General features: G+C 35.8%; 14 protein-coding genes and 2 rRNA genes (1 of these 16 only partly in view). 11 read left to right on the forward strand and 5 right to left on the reverse strand.

The features are described 5' to 3' along the window. Positions 1-471, forward strand: coding sequence for a CYTH domain-containing protein (locus KMW28_RS19550; RefSeq protein WP_169665901.1), 471 nt, complete (start codon positions 1-3; stop codon positions 469-471). Positions 472-530: 59 nt separating this feature from the next. Here KMW28_RS19550 and KMW28_RS19555 read toward each other — a convergent pair whose 3' ends face one another. Together KMW28_RS19555 and KMW28_RS19560 are read right to left on the reverse strand one after the other, a co-directional pair. Further along, positions 531-890 (reverse strand): hypothetical protein, encoded by a 360-nt coding sequence (locus KMW28_RS19555; RefSeq protein WP_169665899.1) that lies wholly within the window; start codon positions 888-890, stop codon positions 531-533. An 863-nt stretch (positions 891-1,753) separates the two neighbouring features. Then, positions 1,754-2,422 (reverse strand): ParA family protein, encoded by a 669-nt coding sequence (locus tag KMW28_RS19560; RefSeq protein ID WP_066211717.1) that lies wholly within the window; start codon positions 2,420-2,422, stop codon positions 1,754-1,756. A 277-nt stretch (positions 2,423-2,699) separates the two neighbouring features. On the opposite strand from KMW28_RS19560, the gene trmB reads away from it, so the two are divergent. The 10 genes from trmB to KMW28_RS19610 all read left to right on the forward strand — a co-directional run bounded on the left by trmB (position 2,700) and on the right by KMW28_RS19610 (position 15,756). Further along, positions 2,700-3,353, forward strand: coding sequence for a tRNA (guanosine(46)-N7)-methyltransferase TrmB (gene trmB / locus KMW28_RS19565; RefSeq protein WP_169665897.1), 654 nt, complete (start codon positions 2,700-2,702; stop codon positions 3,351-3,353). 26 nt (positions 3,354-3,379) lie between these two features. Beyond that, complete coding sequence (locus tag KMW28_RS19570; protein WP_169665895.1) at positions 3,380-4,006, forward strand: WbqC family protein; 627 nt, start codon at positions 3,380-3,382, stop codon at positions 4,004-4,006. A 169-nt stretch (positions 4,007-4,175) separates the two neighbouring features. Continuing rightward, positions 4,176-6,713 carry an ATP-dependent Clp protease ATP-binding subunit gene (locus KMW28_RS19575; protein ID WP_066211709.1) on the forward strand — a complete coding sequence of 846 codons (2,538 nt, stop codon included), beginning with the start codon at positions 4,176-4,178 and terminating at the stop codon, positions 6,711-6,713. A 291-nt stretch (positions 6,714-7,004) separates the two neighbouring features. Next, on the forward strand, positions 7,005-7,349 hold the full coding sequence (locus KMW28_RS19580) for a T9SS type A sorting domain-containing protein (protein ID WP_169665893.1): 345 nt from the start codon (positions 7,005-7,007) through the stop codon (positions 7,347-7,349). Positions 7,350-7,392: 43 nt separating this feature from the next. Beyond that, entirely contained in the window at positions 7,393-8,559 is a 1,167-nt protein-coding gene (locus KMW28_RS19585; RefSeq protein ID WP_169665891.1) for a hypothetical protein, read from the forward strand. Positions 8,560-8,674: 115 nt separating this feature from the next. Beyond that, positions 8,675-11,245, forward strand: a complete 2,571-nt coding sequence (gene gyrA / locus KMW28_RS19590) for a DNA gyrase subunit A (RefSeq protein ID WP_169665889.1) — start codon at positions 8,675-8,677, stop codon at positions 11,243-11,245. Positions 11,246-11,372: 127 nt separating this feature from the next. Next, positions 11,373-12,566: a tetratricopeptide repeat protein gene (locus tag KMW28_RS19595; protein ID WP_169665887.1), complete on the forward strand. Its 1,194-nt coding sequence runs from the start codon at positions 11,373-11,375 to the stop codon at positions 12,564-12,566. A 110-nt stretch (positions 12,567-12,676) separates the two neighbouring features. Further along, positions 12,677-14,260 (forward strand): tetratricopeptide repeat protein, encoded by a 1,584-nt coding sequence (locus KMW28_RS19600; protein WP_169665885.1) that lies wholly within the window; start codon positions 12,677-12,679, stop codon positions 14,258-14,260. 117 nt (positions 14,261-14,377) lie between these two features. Beyond that, the gene (gene rlmN, locus KMW28_RS19605; protein WP_169665882.1) at positions 14,378-15,433 is read left to right on the forward strand and encodes a 23S rRNA (adenine(2503)-C(2))-methyltransferase RlmN; all 1,056 of its coding nucleotides are present in this window, start codon (positions 14,378-14,380) and stop codon (positions 15,431-15,433) included. Next, a complete protein-coding gene (locus KMW28_RS19610; RefSeq protein WP_169665880.1) occupies positions 15,433-15,756 on the forward strand; it encodes a DMT family transporter in 324 nt (107 codons plus the stop codon). Before rlmN ends, KMW28_RS19610 begins: the two co-directional genes overlap by 1 nt. On the opposite strand, the gene KMW28_RS19615 is transcribed toward KMW28_RS19610, so the two are convergent. The 3 genes from KMW28_RS19615 to KMW28_RS19625 all read right to left on the reverse strand — a co-directional run. Next, complete coding sequence (locus tag KMW28_RS19615) at positions 15,753-16,595, reverse strand: DUF4476 domain-containing protein (RefSeq protein ID WP_169665878.1); 843 nt, start codon at positions 16,593-16,595, stop codon at positions 15,753-15,755. The two genes, KMW28_RS19610 and KMW28_RS19615, sit on opposite strands and share 4 nt — an antisense overlap. Positions 16,596-16,760: 165 nt before the next feature. Continuing rightward, positions 16,761-16,872 (reverse strand): 5S ribosomal RNA (rrf, locus tag KMW28_RS19620). Positions 16,873-16,940: 68 nt separating this feature from the next. After that, a 23S ribosomal RNA gene (locus KMW28_RS19625) occupies positions 16,941-18,294 on the reverse strand; it runs 1,525 nt beyond the window's last position.

Here is an 18,294-nt window from a genome sequence, read left to right on the forward strand (position 1 = left end):
ATGGCTTTAGAAATAGAAAGAAAATTTTTACTCACCTCTTTTGATACTTCCTTAGCACAAAGATCTTCTCGAATAGTGCAAGGATATATTTGCAGTGATGAAGGAAAAACTGTAAGAATCCGAATCAAAAAAGAAAAAGGGTTCATCACTATTAAAGGAAAATCCGATAAGGAAGGTCTAGCCCGTTACGAGTGGGAAAAAGAAATTCCTTTAGAAGACGCTGAGGATTTAATGAAACTCTGTTCAGGAGGAGTAATTGATAAAGTTAGACATGAAGTTGAAGTAGGTAAACATACTTTTGAAGTAGATGTATTTGCAGGAAATAACCAAGGGCTTATCGTAGCAGAAGTCGAACTATCTGATAAAAACGAAACGTTCGCTACTCCCGATTGGTTAGGTGAAGAAGTTACCGGAGATCCTAAGTACTACAACTCTATGTTAATGAAACATCCCTATTCTGAATGGAAATAAAAAAAGCGTCACTTAAAAAAGTGACGCTTTTATCTTTTTATTTATCTCTGCTACTTAATTTATTTCAATAAGAATTTACTTCTCGTAAATGCTAACGCCTTTTCGTCTTTATTGACTTCCTTCATCCAAATTTCTGCTTGTTCATCTTCAGACAAGCAATTGTTCTTATGGATGAAATTTACATTCATCGACTGATCATATAATTCAAATACGGCAACAGCACCACAGTACTGCACCAATACATATCTAGTTTTATAAGCATACTCCTCTGCAAAAGATAACTCAGGGTCAATTTTATTAATCAAACCTGTTTTCTCTAGATAGTTGGCTACCAACTTTTCGTTTTTAGTGTTTTCCTCTTGAGCAAAAAGAAATGATACAACAAATACAAAAACTACAGTTAACAATGACTTTTTCATAATATGAGATGGGTTAAAATTGATTAGAAACATCGTTACTTTATCGAATAACATTTTGATTAACGGAAACAAAAGAAACATTGTTACCTAATTAAAATATTTTAACTTATTACTGATAATTAGTGATTAATAAAAATATACATCAAAAATATAGGTAACCGATAAAGGAGATGTTACTTAACGTTTATTGTCGTTAAAAATTAAAATCCATAAAAGAAACATCGTTACATTTGTAATGAAAACAATCGCGAAATGTTTTTGATTACAGTTTAAATAAACATTCACTTTAAAATTAAAACATTGTTACCTATAATAAGATATGTAATCTTCACCGAAAAAATAAATGAGAGAGTGAGTACATAAACTACTTTTCTGAAGTGGCAGCTTGAACTTAGAATGAAATCCTTTCAATTAAAAATAAGATGTGAAAACTACGCTTGTGGTATTGAAGGATTAATAATAGAAGTCATTTCCGCAAAAATCAACTCCTTTTTATGTTGCCTACTTCAGAAAGTGGTAGTACAAACTTTTGATTATATCATAAATAGTAATTGATCACTATAATTTATTTACCTATTAAAATCGAAATTGATTATTCAATAGATACATTTTCATATCAGATTTTTGCCTAAACTAACTCCTAATAATTCATGTAATAAGTTTACACTAAAAATAACTACAGTTTGTTTCTCTTTACCCTAATGAAGTAGTAGATGGACAGAAAGAAAATACTACACTATAATTAATGGAACAAGAAGTTGTTTAAGAAGAAAACCCCACCTCTTTTAGAAGTGGGGTTTTTATATGTTTAATTTTTTAATGCTAATTTGGTATGAACATCAAATAATCTTTTGGAAGATGAACTAGAACAAACACTTTGTACAGAACTCATCAAAATATTGATTGAATTCATCGTCTTTTAATCCCGGATCTGTGATGTCATATACAGTAGAAATACCTCTCTTATATCTTACCAAGTTGGATATTGGAGAATAAAAGAATTCCATTCCGCCAATACCTGATAATTCTTTCAGTTTTTGATGTTCTACTGTTTGATCTTTTTTATTGACAATGCCGTAAACATCAAATTTATACCCTTGCTTTTCTTTCATTTCCTTAATCATTGGCAGTGTTTTTAAGAAACGAATAGTCGCTCTCATATCTAAAACACTAGCCACAACAGGAACGACTACAATATCAGAAACCAAAACAGAGAAGTAAATTTCTTTACCCTCAATTCTACCAGGTACATCTAAGAAAATAACATCATACTTCTTTTCTGCTAAAGCCAATGTTTTATCAAAGTTCTCTTCAGATCTTGCTTGTTTCCAATTAAAGGCAATAACGTCATAGGATTGTTCTTTATCGGCCCCTTCAGTAGCATAAATATCTTTCACAGACTTTTGGGGATCACAATCAATTACCAATACCTTTTTGTTTGTTCTGTTGTGTATTGCCGATGCGGTTAACATGAGCAATGTACTTTTGCCAACGCCCCCTTTTTGGGTAGCGAAAGAAATCACTTTGGCCATAAAAATTTATTATGCGGCTTGTAATATAGTTTACAATGATAGATACAATTCCACATAAGGTCTTGAATCTTTCACAAATATGGAATGAAAATACGATAAAAAACCGAATATTTCCCAATATCTACCCTATCCTTCTCTACTTTATAATACAAGCTTGTAATCAATTTTGTAAATTCGCGATTCGAAAGTGATCAAATTCAATTTCTTAGACCGTTTAAAGTCGATTTTTAAACGGTAGGAATCGTCGATCATTTAACAAAAGAAATTAATATTTAAAATGGGACGCCAGAAATTAAAGAAGTTCGCCGTTAACGAAACGCGTGATTATATTATAGAACCAGGAAAACCTTTATTCGAGAATATCAAAGGAAACTGGAGAAAAGAAGTATTCAAAAACGACAACCCAGTGGTTCTTGAATTAGCATGTGGACGTGGTGAATATACAACAGGATTAGCACAAGTATATCCTGATAAAAACTTTATTGGTGTAGATATTAAAGGGGATCGTATCTGGAAAGGTGGTAACGTTGTTGATGAAAAAGGGTTAACAAATGCAGCTTTCTTAAGAATACATATCCAAAACCTTGAACAATATTTTGCTGCTGGAGAAGTGGACGAAATTTGGATTATCCATCCAGATCCTCGACCAAAAGATAGAGATGCTAAAAGAAGAATGACTCACCCGAGATTTTTAAACATCTACAAGAATTTATTAAAAGAAGGTGGATTAGTTCGTTTTAAAACGGATAGTAAACCTTTATTTGAGTATTCTGTTGAAACTCTTGTCGCTGAAAAAGTAAACTTGGAAGCGGTCACTTTCAACTTATACGAATCAGACTTACTAGACGAACACCATGGAATCGTTACTCGCTATGAAAAACAATTCACAGCACAGGGACATGATGTTCACTACTTGAAATTCAGATTTTAATCCTAATTAAAAATATATAGCATCCAATGCAGGTACTTATCGATCTCCATTACTTACCTAATTTAGAGTATTTTACTGTTTTAGCTAAAGCTGATAAAGTGTACATCGAAAAGTTTGAGAATTTTCAGAAACAAAGTTTTAGAAACCGATGTTACATCAAAACTGCTCAAAAAGTAGATCGATTGACTGTACCCGTTGTTGGTGCAAATAAGGGGCGCCCTCTTAGAAAAGTGAAATTGGATAATAGTACTCAATTTGGGGTAAAACACTGGAGAAGTATTCTTACTGCTTATGGTAGATCTCCCTATTTTGAGTACTATAGTGATTACATAGAAAAAGCCCTCACTACTCCCTATGAAACACTCTTTGAGCTTAATTTTGCTATGTTAAAATTGATCTGTAAGCTCCTAGGGATAAAAACAACTCTTGAAATAACGACTACTTTTGAAAAAAATCCTGCTGAAGGGATCATAGATCTTCGAAATAAGATCACAAAGACAGACTCAGACACGCTAATTAACGAACAATCTTATATTCAGGTATTTGGAGAAAATTTCGAAAAAAACCTTAGTATTTTAGACCTTTTATTCTGTGAAGGGCCTAATGCAATTATTATATTAAAATCACAAAACAGTAAATTATTAGAGCGTTAATATTGTTTAATAGAAAATATATGCCTTAATTTATATAACAGAATTTACGACTTTAACGATTAATCCATTAATCTTACGAAATTAACTCATGCATTATTTCTATAATGATTCTAAATTCTGTATCTTATACATTCTATATTAGAATAATTATAATTTAAATTCCCTAACCATGGAGGCAAAATTTTCTAACAGAGTTAAAGAAGTGATCTCACTTAGTAGAGAGGAAGCTTTACGCCTTGGACATGATTATATCGGTACAGAACATTTACTGCTCGGTATGATTCGTGAGGGTGAGGGATATGCGATCACATTATTAAAGAAGTTAAACGTTAACTTAAACGACTTAAAAGACGCTATTGAGCAGTCGACTAAAAGTACGGCGAATTTTAATGTGAAAAATCTCGCAAACATCCCACTAACCCGACAATCAGAAAAAACGCTTAAAATAACATACTTAGAGGCAAAAATCTTTAAATCGTCTTTGATAGGCACTGAGCATTTATTGCTTTCTATTCTAAGAGATGAAGACAACTTGGCCACTCAAATTTTACAGCGTTACGATGTAAACTACGATGTTGTCAAAGAAATGATCGAATTCCAAGGAGAAAATCAAAACCCAAAAGCATCATCAAGTACTGATGATGACGACCCACAAGCAAAAGGCAGTGGTTCATGGAGCTCACGCCCAGAATCATCTAAAAGTTCTGAAAAGTCTAAAACTCCAGTATTGGATAACTTCGGACGTGATCTAACAAGCTACGCAGAAGAAGGTAAATTAGACCCAATTGTTGGTCGTGACAAAGAGATTGAGCGCGTTGCGCAGGTGCTTTCTAGAAGAAAGAAAAACAACCCTATATTAATTGGTGAGCCTGGTGTTGGTAAAACAGCTATCGCTGAAGGTTTAGCCTTACGTATTGTTCAGAAAAAAGTATCTCGTGTACTTTTCGGTAAAAGAGTCGTTACTCTAGACCTTGCGTCTTTGGTAGCAGGTACAAAATACCGTGGACAATTCGAAGAAAGAATGAAAGCGGTAATGAACGAGCTAGAAAAAGCTCCAGAAGTTATCCTTTTCATCGATGAGATACACACTATTGTTGGTGCTGGTGGTGCTTCGGGATCGCTAGATGCTTCGAACATGTTCAAGCCTGCATTAGCAAGAGGTGATATACAATGTATTGGTGCTACTACTTTAGACGAGTATAGACAATATATTGAAAAAGACGGAGCCTTAGCACGTCGTTTCCAAATGGTAATGGTAGATCCTACTACTCCAGAGGAAACTATCGAAATCCTAAATAACATCAAAGGTAAATACGAGCAACACCACCACGTGGATTACTCGGAAGATGCCTTGGCTGCCTGTGTGAAATTCTCTGATAGATATATCAGTGACCGTTTCCTTCCAGATAAAGCTATTGATGTACTAGATGAAGTAGGTGCTAGAGTTCACATCAACAATATTCATGTTCCTGATAACATCGTGAAGCTTGAAGAGCAAATCGAAGATATCAAGGAGGAAAAGAATAAAGTTGTAAAACGTCAGAAGTACGAAGAAGCTGCAAAACTTCGTGATACAGAGAAGAAATTATTAGAAGACTTGGATACTGCTAAAGAACAGTGGGAAAAAGAAACTAATGAGACGATCTACCCTGTAACTGAAGATGACGTAGCAGCAGTAGTGGCTATGATGACAGGTATTCCTGTAAATCGTGTAGCACAATCGGAAGGCAAGAAATTGATGAAAATGGCAGATGACTTACAAGGTAAAGTAATCGGTCAGGACGCAGCAATTGAAAAGCTAGCCAAAGCAATTCGTCGTACAAGAGTTGGATTAAAAGATCCGAAAAAACCGATCGGTTCATTTATCTTCCTAGGTCCAACAGGTGTGGGTAAAACGGAGTTAACTAAAGTTTTAGCTACTCACCTATTCGACAAAGAAGATGCCTTAGTAAGAATCGATATGTCTGAATATATGGAGAAATTCTCTGTATCTAGATTGGTTGGAGCGCCTCCGGGCTACGTGGGTTATGAAGAAGGTGGACAGTTAACGGAAAAAATCCGTCGTAAGCCTTATTCAGTAGTGCTATTAGATGAGATCGAAAAAGCACACCCAGATGTATTCAACATCTTATTACAAGTTCTCGATGATGGTATCTTAACAGATGGTTTAGGTAGAAGAGTCGATTTCAGAAATACGGTAATCATCATGACATCAAACATTGGTGTTCGTGATCTTAAAGATTTCGGAACTGGAATTGGTTTCAGTACTCAAACTAAATTGGATAATCAAGATGCAGAGATGCAAGGCACTATTCAAAAAGCATTGAAGAAGGCATTTGCTCCTGAATTCTTGAACCGTTTAGATGATGTCATCATTTTCAATGCACTTGAAAAAGAACATATCCACAAAATCATTGATATTTCACTTTCGAAACTTTTCGAAAGAATTTATGCAATGGGATATGGCATCGAGATCACAGAAAAAGCAAAAGATTTCCTTTCGGAAAAAGGATACGACCCTCAATATGGTGCAAGACCATTGAACAGAGCGATCCAAAAATATCTTGAAGATCCAATGGCAGAAGCTATTTTGAGTGGAGATATTGAAGAAGGAGATACAATAATTGCTGATTATTCTGGTAAAGGAGAAGTTCTTGATGTGAGTATCAAGAAAAACTCTAAAGAAGAGGAAAAGCCGGAAGAATAAAAGTTCTATCCGTCAGTTATATTAAAAAGGTGGTTTCAATTGATTTTGAAACCACCTTTTTGTGTTATATATCAGCTATGATACTATGTTTTAATGATATACTCCAAAAAATCATTTTTTTAGACTTCAAATCAAGGTAAATTATTTACTCATTCTAATAGATTACATCATTATTTTAGGAAAAAAAGGGTAAAATGGAACTTTATAAATATCTTTAAATCAACTAATTAGTCATACAATAATTACTCGTTTATTTCTTTACCGTATTTAAAGCTCAAAATTTACTTTACAATGAAAATTAAATCCGAACGACTAGCCTCATTACTTGTGACCTCAGCACTTTTTGGAACAAATATAGAGTTGAGTAATCATGAAAAAAATGTGATTTGTATTGAATCACCTTCTCCACAGCACAATCTCAGTACATTTAATGAATTGATTCATCATATTACTGAAATTAGTATCTCAAACATTAAGGGCGAGAAGTGTTTAATTGCCTTTGACCGTTCAGAAGTATTTGACCTTTCCCAATTACAAATCGGCAACTATATCCTTACAATCACCCTCACTAACGGTGAAATATCAAGAAAACTTAATATACATGAACAAGAGGACTATGCAGTAGTTAGGGCTTGATATTATTTTCCTATCTTTGAATGAATTTTATTGATAGGAACATATGAGGGCTAAATTATTCAAACACTTATTTTTACTTAGTGGTTTTTTCTTTACCATACCTTCTCTTTATGCTCAAAACTTAATCCCCAATCCTAGTTTTGAAAGTTTCCATGAAGAGACAAGAGGACATGCCTATTTAGATAATTTAGAAGATTGGTTTAATGCCAATTCATCTAAACCAAAGTCTTTATACGGAACTCCTGACCACTTATTTATTAATGAAAAACAGCCCCTCAAAGGAATAAAAGATAGTTTTAAACCTAGAACAGGTACATCTGTTTTAGGTTTAATTTCTTACATGCAAAGAGTTTCTGATTATAGAGAGTACGCTTCTGTTCGCACAAGTACACCTCTACAAAAAGGAGAAAAGTATCAGTTTACTTGTTATATCAAAAATGGTAATCAAGTAGCTTTTGGTGCTATTGCCACTAATGGCTTTGGTGTTTATTTCTCAGAAAATAAAATCAGACAATATGTTTACGAGCCTCTAAATGTTACTCCACAGTATCAAATAGAGGATATTTTTTATACAACAGAGTGGAAAAAAATTACTTTCACTTTTACTGCCGAGGACAATTACAAATACATGACTATTGGTAATTTCTTGGATGATGTAAAAACGGATATCAAATACATCAACTACGATGTAGACCCTCAATGCTATGTATATGTTGACGATGTTTCTCTAATTCATATCCCAACTGATAAGCCTGAGGAAGAAAAAGGACCTGAAGAGGAAGTAATTGAAGAAGTTCCTGAGGTAGTAGCTGTGGCTCCTGTTAAAGAAAAAATCAAAGAAGAACCTGTTCAGGAAAAGAAAAAAATGGTCTATGAGGACCGTCCTACCACAGTACAATCATCTATTTACATTACTTCTTACGAAATTAATTTAGCCGTTTGGGATGATAAAACGGTAGATGGCGATATCGTATCTCTGTTTTGGAATGGAGAAACCGTCTTAGAAGAATACGAACTCACAGCCAAAAAGAAAAAGCTGAAAATTCGTTATGAACCCGGTAAAGAAAACATTCTAATTCTTTACGCACACAACCTAGGAAAAGAGCCACCAAACACGATGGCAATCTACATAAAAGCAGGAAAAAAGAAGCGTCAGATGAGTATTAGGTCCACATTAGGAAAAAGTGGAGGAATTCGCTTCAAACGATAGAAATTAAGGCCCGATTTTCCTTTTTTTTAAGGGCGATTTTTGTATCTTGCATACTCTTAAAAGAAGAATTTTTTTCTTCTTTTTTCTTGTGTTGAAAACATATCAATAAATATACATGGCAGACGAAAATATCATCTCTATTAACATAGAGGATGAAATGAGAAGTGCCTACATTGATTATTCAATGTCGGTGATTGTATCTCGTGCACTTCCTGATGTTAGAGACGGTCTTAAGCCTGTACACAGGCGTGTGTTGTACGGTATGGCAGAACTTGGACTAAGCTATAACAGACCGTATAAAAAATCAGCCAGAATCGTTGGTGAAGTTCTTGGTAAGTACCATCCACATGGTGACTCATCAGTATACGACACAATGGTTCGTATGGCTCAACCTTGGTCATTGCGTTACATGCTTGTAGACGGACAAGGTAACTTTGGTTCAATTGATGGTGACTCTCCTGCAGCGATGCGTTATACGGAGGCTCGTATGAAAGAGATCGCAGGTGAAATGCTTTCTGACATCAAAAAGAACACGGTAGACTTTGAACCTAACTTTGACGATTCATTGAAGGAACCATCAGTGTTACCTTCTAGAATTCCAAACCTTCTTCTGAACGGTTCATCGGGTATCGCCGTAGGTATGGCTACAAACATGGCTCCTCACAACATGAATGAAGTGTGTGAAGCCATTATCGCATATATTGAGAATCCAGATATCGAAATGAGCGAGCTGACTGACATTGTCAAAGGCCCGGATTTCCCTACAGGAGCAATCATTTATGGATATGATGGAGTTAAAAAAGCGTTAGAAACTGGTAGAGGTAGAGTAGTAATGCGTGCTGTTACTGCATTCGAAACTATCGGAAATGGACGTGAGCAAATCGTTGTTACAGAAATTCCTTACATGGTCAACAAGGCAAACATGATCGAAAAGACTGCCGACCTTGTTAATGAAAAGAAAATCGAAGGTATTTCTGCAATACGTGATGAATCCGATAAAAGCGGTATTCGTATCGTATACGAACTGAAAAAAGATGCAGTGCCAGACGTTGTATTGAACCACTTGTTCAAACAAACAGCACTTCAAAGTTCTTTCAGTGTAAACAACATTGCACTAGTTAAAGGTAGACCGAAGACGTTAAATCTTTATGATTTAATCCACCATTATGTGGAGCATCGTCATGAGGTAATTATCAGAAGAACACAATTTGAATTAGACGAAGCAGAAAGAAGACTTCATATCTTAGAAGGTTACTTAAAAGCTTTAGATAATTTAGATGAGGTGATCGCTTTAATTAGAGCATCAAAAGATGGTGAAATAGCAAGAGCTGAATTGATTGCTAAATTCGAGTTTAGTGAGATTCAAGCGAAAGCTATTTTGGATATGCGTCTTCAAAGATTGACTGGTCTTGAAAGAGAAAAGATCATCGAAGAGCATAAAGAAGTTGTTGCTTTAGTAGAAGACTTAAGAGATATCTTGGCTAGACGTGAGCGCCAAATGGATATCATTAAGAATGATCTAATCGAAGTAAAAGAGAAGTACGGTGACGAAAGAAGATCTCGTATTGAATACAATGCGGATGATCTTGATATCGAAGATTTAATCGAAGATAAAGAAATGGTGATTACTATTTCTCACGAAGGTTATATCAAGCGTACTCCACTAATTGATTATAAATCACAAGGTCGTGGTGGCGTAGGTTCTAGAGGTGCATCATCGAAAGATGACGACTTTACAGAACATATGTTCGTAGCTAGTAACCACAATTACCTATTGTTATTCACTAACTTAGGTAGAGTATACTGGCAGAAAGTATTCCGTTTACCTGAAGGCTCTAAGACAGCTAAAGGTAGACCACTTCAAAACCTATTGAACATCCGTGAAGGTGAAAAAGTACAAGCTGTAATTTGTACGAAGAACCTAAACGACCAAGATTACATCAATAATCATTACCTAATGATGTTGACAGAAAGAGGTATCGTGAAGAAGACAGTTCTTGAGGCTTACTCTAGACCACGTCGTGACGGTATCAATGCTATCAACATTAATGAAGGTGACAAGTTATTCAACGTAATGTTGACTGACGGTCAGAATGATGTTGTTATCGCTACTCGTATGGGTATGGCTACTCGTTTCGACGAAAGCAATGTCCGTTCTATGGGTAGAGGTGCTACTGGTGTTAGAGGTATTATTCTTAAAGGAGAAGAAGATAGAGTAGTTGGTATGGCTTGTATTTCTAAAGAAGAAATTGAAGCACAAACTAAATCTCTAATGGTGATCTCTGAAAATGGTTACGGTAAACGTACTGATTTAGAAGAATATCCTTGTAGAACAAATAGAGGTGGTAAAGGTCTAAAAGCCATGCAAGTAACCGATAAAACTGGTAAGCTTGCTTCATTATTCTCTGTAGAAGAGTCTGATGATTTGATCGTTATCACTAAAGAAGGTATTACTATCCGTACTGCCGTTTCTAACTTCCGTATCATGGGTAGAGCTACACAAGGTGTAAAAGCGATCCGTTTGAACGATAGTGACGAAATTTCATCAGTAGAAATAGTGCCTATTTTAGAAGAAGAAGAGACTGAAGAAAATACAACTCCAGAAAACAGTACGGAGGAAGGAAACGCTTCAGATACTCCAACAAATGAAAACGATTCGAACGAAGAGGAATCTTCAGAAGAATAAATTTTCATTGAAATAATATTTAAGGCAACTGCATCAAGCGGTTGCCTTTTTTTGTATCAGATTATTTATATTAGTAACCTGAACTCGAAAATTAGATATTTTCTGAGTGTAATCTTCCATGATCAATATGAACATCAGATCTACTTATATCATCATATACTCTTTTGTACTTTTATTTCCTCTTCATCTCATAGGGCAATCAAGTAGTAGCACTCAAGAGCGTCTATTAAAACTCACCAGAATATCCATTAATGAGAATAGATGTCATGATGCTTTAAATTATTTAGATTCTTTAGAAAATGTTCCCTTATCAAAAGAAGGCGAAATGGAAACTTTTTCCTTAAGAGGAAAAGCTTATTCTCTTCTAGCACTTGAAGAAAACTGTAGAGATTCCTCAAATTTTGATATCTGTTCTGATTATGCTGAAAAAACCGTTATATGGTTTGAGAAGATTCTTAATTACACTCAAAAAGACGAACTATTTCATATTTATGCCCAAGCAGAATTAAATCGTTTTTACGACAATCTAATTACTGAGGGGGCAGCTGAATTCATCAAAAACAACACACAAAGTGCCTCTTTTTTCTTTCGTCAAGCTATTTACATTAATCATACTGATCCGATTATATTAAGGTATAGTATGATTGCCTCTGAACTAAATCAAGATTTTGAAAAAGCATTAGAATATTCTGATATGCTTTTAGAGGTAAATTATGATAGTGTTGAAGTCTATGAAAGTCGAGCTTTTTATTATGAAAATTTAAAAAATCCTAAAAAAGCGATTCAAGAGGTTGACAAAGGTTTAGAAAAATATCCCCTTCACTATTCTTTAGTTTACAGAGGTTTAGGAATTTGTGTTAGAGAACATTGGTATAATAAAGGCCTTTCTTTGATTCTTCCTTTGGTAAAAAAATATCCTTCAGATGAAAAAGCTTTAATGAATATTGGGATGCTTTACGAATCTCTTGAAAAACCTGATCTCGCCATGCTTTATTATACTAGAGCAATAAATGTTAGCCCAACAAGATTAGATGCATACCTGAATATCAGTCAGTTACAATTTATGGAGGCAGTGAAAATACAAAAAGTGATCATGAATTGGAGTACAAACAAACAAAAAGAAAAGTACAAAAATATCCATAAATCCGAATTAAGAAAAAAGGCGAAATTCTATTTAAACCTCACCTACCTAAATGCCAAAAAGGCCTATTTACTCGACAAGGAAAATAAAGATGCCTTAACAACCTATTACAATGCTTCACTTTTATTAAACCGTTCTAAAGAACTAAAAGAGCTAGAAGAATCGTTAGAAGTAAAGTAGGGATAGAAAATTTATGCTTAACATCATCAAAAATGTAATTTGAAAATATTATGTTTGCGTGTTGAGGAATAAATTATTGTATTCTAAGCTATATAACATATAATATTTCTATGAAATTCACGAAAATTCTAGCAGCTGCCGCTTTGACTGCTGCTGTTTCTAGTACTGCATTAGCACAGGAGAAGGGTTCAGCTACTAAAGCTGCTGCCTACCTAACTAAAGGTGAAATGACAGAAGCTCAAGCTGAGATTAACAAAGCTGTGGCTTATGAAAAATTCAAATTATCAAGCAAAGGTAAATCACCAGTAATCGCTAAAGATAAAACTCTAGACGTAAAAGGTGATATCTATACACAAGTTGCACAAGCTGAAGGTGCTTCAACTGACGAAGTAACAGTTGCAATCGACTCAGTTTTATCAGCTTACAATGAAATCAAAAGTAACAAAGAAGTAATTGGTAAAGAATCTCCAGTTTACAAAGCAGTTTGGTTAGATCAACCGGATCAAATCGATCCAATGACAATGCAACCTAAAACTTCTAAATTGACTAACTTCTACAACCACTTCATCAACGAAGGTGCTAAAGCTTGGCAAGAAGAAGATTTCACTTTAGCTAAACAAGAATTTGACTTGGCTTTAAGAGTGAAAAAAGATACAACTGCTGCACAAAATGCTTTATATGCTACTATCAACTTACTAAACGATGTTGATGATGATGCTGAAATCAAAGCTTTACAGGATGAAGTAGTAAAGTATGCTAAAGTTTTATTCTCTTTAGGTAAAAACGACGCTGTATATTACAAGCAATTGTTATTCTACGCTTCACAAGGTGTTACTGATATCGAGAGCTCAATCGACGAGTTAGGTTACGAAGTAAGAGAGTCTGAAAATACTATAGAAAGATCTTCTAAAACTGTTGAATCTTCGAAAGAAAGATATGAGTACTATGCTACTGGCGGAGGAAGAAGAACTTCTAACTCTTCTACAAGAGCAAAACAAGCAAAAGCTGAAATGGAAGAAGCGCAAGCTGAAGTAGATGCTGCTAAAGCAAAATTAGAAGCTGCAAACACTAAAATTGCTGCTTTAGAAACAGAAGCAAAGAAATTCTACCAAGAGTCTTTAGATATCTGTGTTGAAGGTTTAAAATACAATGCTGATGATGCTGACTTATCAAGAAGTATGATCATTTACTACTTGAAACTTGACAAAATGGATGAAGCAATTGCATCTGCTAAAGCTAACATCGCTAAAGATCCTCAAGATGCTGCCGCTTCATTGTTGTTAGCACAGCTTTATGATCAAGCTACTGATATGTCTGAAGAAGTTGAGCACAAAGACAAGTATACTACACTTGCTATCGATCAATACAAAAAAGTTTTAGAATTAGATAGCGAAAATACTACTGCTTTATATTCTTTAGCAAGATTGTACTACAACCAAAGTGTTGCTTACAACGCTCAATTGCAAGAATTACCTACAAAAGGTACTGGTCAGTATGTAGATGCAGCAAAAGCTAAAGAATTAGAAGCTGCTAAGAAAGAGTCTGCTGAAAAAGCCGTTCCTTTCGCTGTAAAAGCTGCAGAAGCTGGTAACGATGAGCCAAAATATTTACAACTTCTTCTTAAAATCTACTACCAAACTGGTGACAAAGAGAACATGGAGAAAGTTGACAAAAAACTAAGTGCAATGGAATAATTCCATTAAAACTTAATAGTTTTTTCTTTCTAAACTAAAAACCCGAACTTCGCAGAGAGGTTCGGGTTTTTACATCTACACACCTTTAAATTCATCTCATTTCTAAAAAAATTAGCCATGATTAAGTCAGGTAAAAAAGATATTCGAAAATTATCACAAGATCAAGTAAAAGATTTTCTTACTGAAAATGGGGAAAAAGGCTTCAGAGCAAAACAAATCCAGGATTGGTTATGGAAAAGTTCTGCGAAGTCGTTCGATGAGATGACCAATTTATCAAAGAAGACAAGAGAGCTACTTTCTGAAAATTTTGAAATTCTTCCTGTAACTACTTTTAAATCTCAGAAAAGTTCGGATGGTACTATTAAATCCGCTTTTCAATTGCACGATAAACATTTAGTTGAAGGTGTTTTAATTCCTGCTGAACCAAGAATGACAGCTTGTATATCATCTCAAGTAGGTTGTTCATTAACTTGTTCTTTCTGTGCTACAGGTTATATGGATAGAAAGCGTAATCTTGATGCAGGGGAGATTTATGATCAAGTTGTAGCTATCAATCAACAAGCTTTAGATACGTTCAATACTGGACTTACCAATATAGTTTATATGGGAATGGGAGAGCCATTGTTGAACTATAAAAATATGATAGAGTCTGTAGAGAAGATTACTTCTCCCAATGGACTTAACATGGCATCAAAAAGAATTACAGTTTCCACTGCAGGCGTGGCTAAGATGATCAGAAAATTAGGTGATGATGAAGTTAAATTCAATTTAGCGTTATCACTACATGCTGCCAACGATGAGAAGCGTAACAAGATTATGCCTATCAATGAACAAAATAACTTAGATGTTCTTAGAGATGCTCTAAAATACTACTTCAGTAAAACAAAAAATCCTGTTACTTACGAATATATCGTATTTAACAACTTCAACGATAGTTTACAAGATGCTGAGGAATTATACCAATTTACAAAGCACCTACCTTCTAAGGTAAATATCATTGAATATAACCCTATTGCAGAAGCCGACTTCTTAAATGCCAAAGTAGATAAGATCCAAAGATTTGCCGATTATTTAAGTAAAAAGGGTGTAAACGTGCATGTAAGAAGAAGTCGAGGTAAAGATATTGATGCCGCTTGCGGACAATTAGCGAATAAAAATAAGAAAGGTAAGTAATGCATTACATTTATTTATTACTTGCCATAATCGCAGAAGTATTTGCGACCTCTGCTTTAAAAAGTAGTGAGGGATACACAAAGTTGTATCCCTCATTAGTTTCCATCCTTTTATATGGAGTTTCTTTTTACCTTTTATCCTTAACGGTTAAACATATCCCTATTGGAGTGGCTTATGCTGTTTGGTCAGGTTTAGGGATTGTGTTGATAAATGCTATTGGATATTTTTATTATCATGACACCATCAACTTATCCACAATAATTGGTTTATTATTAATAATATCTGGTGTGATTATCGTCAACTTATCAACAAATGCTCATTAATCTTGTTGATAAACAACATCCATCTCTTTCGAAATTACCTCCACAGCATAATCATTTAACTTATTGTTGGTAACTTTATCGATTTCATTTTTATTGAAAAAATTGACGAAATGCTGTTTTGTATTGACTAAATTATCTAAATCATAAATAGAGGATAAAGATGAATTAAAGATTTTCATTTTATCATTCTCAAAAGAGAATAAGCTGAGAATACCGTTTAATTGATCAACAGATAAACCTTTCCCTTGAATCATCTTTTTATATAGAACAATTTTTTCATGGTCATATCCTTGTTTTTGTAGCTTCGTTCGCAGAATTTGATAGTCTGCTGTTGCCATTGGTATGTTGGCTCCTATTTTACCTCTATAATCTTTTACATAAACTACTTTCGCAGCTTCATTTAGATTTTCTCTTTCCCATTCTTCATCTATTGGAGCACTATTTATCATCTGGACGCTTTCATGCATATCAGCCATTTCACTATGGAAACTATGCACATAATTAAGGAAACTTTCTTTATTCAATTCGTCTTCAAAATAATAATCAAAAGTATTTGCTTGTGACCAATCTTCTACATAATGAAATGCGAATAACAAGTATTCCATCCTTTCATCATCCGCTTTGAACAATTTAGTGATCATATGAATATGTTCATTGTCAAGACAATATTTCTCAGTATACAATTTAATCTCATGTCTGAATTCATCTTCAGTCAACTCTGTTAAACTCCTCAAAGCTTCTTCAAAATCAGCTTGGGATACATGGTTACATTCAATATCATCTTGAGCATACGATAACTGCATGCATAGAAAAAAAACAAGTAATTTAAAGCTTCTCATAGTGGTTGAATAATAGTAGCTAGTATCGATTAGTATAGCATATTTCTATTACAATAGTCAGATATGATAAGTTGAAATAAATTAGAATAGTGAAAGCATTAATGGTATAAACACAAAAAAAGGTTAGCCAACATCTTGTGTTAACTAACCTTCTATATTTAATGAATGTGGCGCCGACTTACTCTCCCGGGGGTTAACCCAGTACCATCAGCACTGTAGGGCTTAACTGCTCTGTTCGGAATGGGAAGAGGTGAACACCTACGTCATTGGCACCATCAATGTCTTGATATCATTGACTGTGAACAGTAAAAACTTTGTCAGTGCCCCCATCAGGGGACACCAACCGAAGAAAAGCTTTCGGGCGATTAGTACTTCTCAGCTTAATCCATCTCTGAACTTACACTTGAAGCCTATCAACGTCATCATCTATAACAACCCTCATAAGGAAATCTCATCTCGAGGTGGGTTTCGCGCTTAGATGCTTTCAGCGCTTATCCGCTCCACACATAGGTACCCGGCGATGCTCCTGGCGGAACAACCGGTACGCCAGAGGTGTGTCCAACTCGGTCCTCTCGTACTAAAGTCAGAGCCTCTCAAATTTCCAACGCCCGCAACAGATAGAGACCGAACTGTCTCACGACGTTCTGAACCCAGCTCGCGTGCCACTTTAATGGGCGAACAGCCCAACCCTTGGGACCTTCTCCAGCCCCAGGACGTGACGAGCCGACATCGAGGTGCCAAACCTCCCCGTCGATATGAGCTCTTGGGGGAGATCAGCCTGTTATCCCCAGAGTACCTTTTATCCTTTGAGCGATGGCCCTTCCATGCGGTACCACCGGATCACTATGTCCCACTTTCGTGCCTGGTCGAGATGTCTCTCTCGCAGTCAGGCTCCCTTATGCCATTGCGCTCTTCCGACGATTGCCGACCGTCGTGAGGGAACCTTGGAAAGCCTCCGTTACTCTTTTGGAGGCGACCACCCCAGTCAAACTACCCACCAAACAATGTCCGGGTTCAAAACCCGTTAGACCGTCGAACAGGAGAGGGCGGTATTTCAACAATGACTCCAAAACGCCTGGCGACGCTCCTTCACAGTCTCCCGCCTATCCTACACACTCCTGGCCAACGGCCAACGTTAAGTTGCAGTAAAGGTTCATGGGGTCTTTTCGTCCCGTTGCGGGTAAGCGGCATCTTCACCGCTACTTCAATTTCACCGAGCTCATGGCCGAGACAGCGTCCAGATCGTTGCACCATTCGTGCAGGTCGGAACTTACCCGACAAGGAATTTCGCTACCTTAGGACCGTTATAGTTACGGCCGCCGTTTACTGGGGCTTCAATTCAGAGCTTCGAATTACTTCTAACTCCCCCTCTTAACCTTCCAGCACCGGGCAGGTGTCAGGCTATATACTGAATCTTTCGAGTTCGCATAGCCATGTGTTTTTGTTAAACAGTCGCCTGGACTTCTTCGCTGCGGCCTCTTACAAAGTAAGTAGGCGCCCCTTCTCCCGAAGTTACGGGGCTAATTTGCCTAGTTCCTTAGCCATGAATCACTCGAGCGCCTCGGGTTACTCACCCTGACCACCTGTGTCGGTTTGGGGTACGGGATCCTATAACATAATCTTAGAAGGTTTTCTTGGAAGCGTTTCGTATCGTTATCAGATTGGCCGTGGCCGCTCTGTACTGTCTTGTCTCCCCAAG

This window comes from Flammeovirga yaeyamensis (assembly GCF_018736045.1).
GTDB classification, from domain to species: domain Bacteria; phylum Bacteroidota; class Bacteroidia; order Cytophagales; family Flammeovirgaceae; genus Flammeovirga; species Flammeovirga yaeyamensis.